The sequence below is a fragment of the Ruminococcus sp. 1001136sp1 genome (genome assembly GCF_039841815.1).
GTDB classification, from domain to species: Bacteria; Bacillota; Clostridia; order Lachnospirales; family Lachnospiraceae; genus Blautia_A; species Blautia_A faecis.
On record NZ_JBDPGY010000049.1, the window covers coordinates 1 to 3172 of the forward strand.

A 3172-nucleotide genomic window follows, 5' to 3' on the forward strand; every position below is an offset into this window, starting at 1 on the left:
CTGTTTTGAATTCTTGTAAGTTCCGCCTGTAACTGGAATCTTATGTTTGATGCTGTTCTAAGATCAGCGTAAACACCTTCCGGCAGGTATGGGATCATGTAACGTCCCTCTCTAACTAAGCCTGCTATAACTTTCGGATCCTTACGGTCATTTTTAGTAGGATTATTGTCGTCGAGTTCTTTTGATTTTTTCACATGGTGAGGATTTACAAGCACTGGTTTCATTTCATTATCCTGTAGAAACTTTCCAAGATTGAACCAGTAATGCCCGGTCGGTTCCATACCTGAAACTACCTTATCCTTCTCATGTCTTTCTTTGATGTCCCGGATCCATTCCTTAAATGTCAAAAATCCAGCCTCTGTGTTGCTAAACTTAAATGGCTTCTTCGAATACTCGATTCCTCTGTAATCAAAAGCTCTGGCATAGTGCATTTCACTTCCGACATCAATTCCGAGTACCAAAGTTTTTTCTGTAATAGCTTCAATTTTTGCGTTCTGTGTGTTAGACTTCATTGTAGATACCTCTCTGTATAATAAGATTTTTACTAACCTGCCAGTCAGTAGTCTTATTGTACTCTGAGGTATTTTCAATTTTCAACATCCACGCTTTTTATTATACAGGAAGCTCCTTTTAGGCGGTTATTCGCCTAAATTAATTAGGCTATATTTCCCGGCTATCTGCAATGGAAAACCGCAGAAACCCGGGATTTTTTATAATTTTATTTTGTTCTTTTTTCTTTAGGTGGAAAAATTACTGGAAGTTCACAGGAGAGCATCAAAAATATGAAGAAAGAAAAGCGATATTATCAAATCCGAATAGATTATTTTTGGCTTTCCATACTGGCAGTCATAATTGTTATCTCCATAATCATCGCATATTATGCCTCTGCCCATGAGCAGACATCTTCCCAACCAGTATCTACTAAACACCGTGCTGATATTGATGTAACTTTTGACGATCTGCGCTCATCCCTGGAAAACACATCAGAATGTTATCTATGCGGAAATGCGGAAGAAAGCCTGATGAGCTACTTTAGAAACTTTGACACTATTGGATTGATCTCGCTGAATGACTGGTATGTGATTGATTTTCCACTGAAAAATTACGATGAAAATGGAAATGAGGTAGAAAGTGCTACTTCAACTTCATTCCTCTCTGGGAATACAGGTGAAATATCTTATTCTTCAGACGGAACTCCAAGCCGTGGTATGGCAAGCATAGATGTGACGTTGCCGGAAAATTATGAAATTGATACTAACATGCTGGAAAACCATTTATGCCAGAATTGCCTAAGTAAAGTTGCAGCTTCATTAGAATACAGAAAGACGGACGGAGAAAATAAAGAAGCTATTCCATTGTGCATAGTTGATTTCAAAACATTGGAAATTTACTCACTACAAGATTACTGGAGAGCATATTTTGTCCGAGACTATTATGTAGAAATGGATTTTGATGATAATATAGTAAGAACAGAAGTATTTTACTTGTCAGAACGTCAATAACAAATATGGGAAAGAGGTGATACTATATGGGAATAATTAAATATTTTAGAAAAAAATACTGGGAAGCAGCCATTTTCAGGGGTGGGCGGCGCATACCATTTAGCTGCGATGGCTTGACAGCTGTTCCTGATAGAGCCTATGCACTGTTTACAGAAAAAGAATTGGAAAAAATTTACAACGATAGAAATGAATTTTATAAGAAGCTAATGCAGATGATTGATTCATATTAACAAAAGGTCAATCAAAATTTTATTTGTTACATAAATTAAAAGGTAAATATGTTCAAACATAAGGCCTCGGAATATTAATGATTTCTGGGGTTTTCTATTATTGAGATAAGGCTATTTATAGCAATTTAAACCGAATTATGATAACATAAGGCAAAGATAAATCGATGTTTGTATGGGAAATAAAGCAAATTTTTAGGTATTCTCAAAGATACCAAGTATCAAAAATAATCGTACTTGATGTATCATTTTATCGGTCATATAATTAAACCAGTTCAAAAATATGACTATACAAACAAGGAGGATACCAATATGACAAATATTGAAAAAGTAAACCAATTTTTAGATGAGGCAAAAATATTTTATTTTTTGACTACAGATGGAGATAAACCAAAGGGACGTCCATTTGGTTTCCATATGTTAGACGATGGTAAATTATATTTTGGATGTGGTACGTTCAAAAATGTTTTTTCACAGTTAATGCAAAATCCCCACGTTGAAGTGTTAGCCGTTAATGGCAACGAGTTTATGCGTTATGATGGAACTGTAAAGATTGTGAAAGATGAGGCTCTTTTGGAAAAGGTGCGTACAGCAATGCCACAGATTATGAATCTGTATGATAAAAATGGCTGGGAGATGGGAATGTTCTATATTGAGAATGGTCATGCAGAGATTCGTGGAATGATGGATTTAAAAGATGAATTTGATGTATAAGAGGTAATGATATGGAAAGATTATTTGAAACGGATTCGACAATGGAAGATCGTTTTGGGAAATGTCCTTATGCGACAGCACAGAGTTTGATTTCAGGAAAATGGGCTGTCTTAATTATGCATTATCTGGAAGATGGTCCCATCCGTTTCAATGATCTTTTGCGTCTTATGCCAAAGATGACACATGCGACTTTATCTGTTCAATTAAAGACATTGGTGGAAAATGGTCTGGTGGAGCGAAAACAATATGAGTCGATTCCTCCTAAGGTAGAATATTCGCTGACAGAAATTGGGAAAAAATTTCATCCGGTAATAGAAGCGATGCATAATTGGGGGCAGGAATATATTGAATTCATGAAAAAGGATAATGAATAAGTTTATGGAAATAAAAAGGATTGAGCAAGACTTTACAGTGTGTCAGGTAAAAGATTATTCACTTGTAAATTTAGATTCTGAATATAGCTTTATTGAAAAAACAGATGAAGAAAAATCGTTAGTGTGCATTACAAGTGAAGTTCCAAAAAATACGATTCAACGTGATGATGGTTGGAAAGCTTTTCGTATTTAGGGAGTACTGGATTTTTCCTTAATTTGTTACATAAATTAAAAGGTAAATATGTTCAAACATAAGGCCTCAGAATCTTAATGATTTCTGGGGTTTTCTATTATTGAGATAAGGCTATTTATAGCAATTTAAACCGAATTATGATAACATAAGGCAAAGATAAAC

The 3172-nt window shown here is 35.0% G+C and carries 6 protein-coding genes; 5 read left to right on the forward strand and 1 reads right to left on the reverse strand.

What is annotated here, in order from left to right; all coding sequences use genetic code 11:
- On the reverse strand, window positions 1–512 hold a 512-nt coding region (locus ABHC48_RS20315), incomplete at its 3' end, for a transposase (protein WP_347506048.1).
- Between the two features lie 270 nt (window positions 513–782).
- On the opposite strand from ABHC48_RS20315, the gene ABHC48_RS20320 reads away from it, so the two are divergent.
- The 5 genes from ABHC48_RS20320 (at window position 783) to ABHC48_RS20340 (ending at window position 3010) form a co-directional block, all read left to right on the forward strand.
- A complete protein-coding gene (locus tag ABHC48_RS20320) occupies window positions 783–1502 on the forward strand; it encodes a hypothetical protein (RefSeq protein WP_272067055.1) in 720 nt (239 codons plus the stop codon).
- Window positions 1503–1528: 26 nt separating this feature from the next.
- Window positions 1529–1732 carry a hypothetical protein gene (locus ABHC48_RS20325; protein ID WP_118512131.1) on the forward strand — a complete coding sequence of 68 codons (204 nt, stop codon included), beginning with the start codon at window positions 1529–1531 and terminating at the stop codon, window positions 1730–1732.
- A gap of 309 nt (window positions 1733–2041) precedes the next feature.
- Window positions 2042–2443 carry a pyridoxamine 5'-phosphate oxidase family protein gene (locus tag ABHC48_RS20330; protein WP_195700459.1) on the forward strand — a complete coding sequence of 134 codons (402 nt, stop codon included), beginning with the start codon at window positions 2042–2044 and terminating at the stop codon, window positions 2441–2443.
- A gap of 11 nt (window positions 2444–2454) precedes the next feature.
- Window positions 2455–2817, forward strand: a complete 363-nt coding sequence (locus ABHC48_RS20335; RefSeq protein WP_195700458.1) for a helix-turn-helix domain-containing protein — start codon at window positions 2455–2457, stop codon at window positions 2815–2817.
- Complete coding sequence (locus tag ABHC48_RS20340) at window positions 2810–3010, forward strand: hypothetical protein (RefSeq protein ID WP_334285722.1); 201 nt, start codon at window positions 2810–2812, stop codon at window positions 3008–3010. Before ABHC48_RS20335 ends, ABHC48_RS20340 begins: the two co-directional genes overlap by 8 nt.
- Window positions 3011–3172 lie beyond the last annotated feature (162 nt).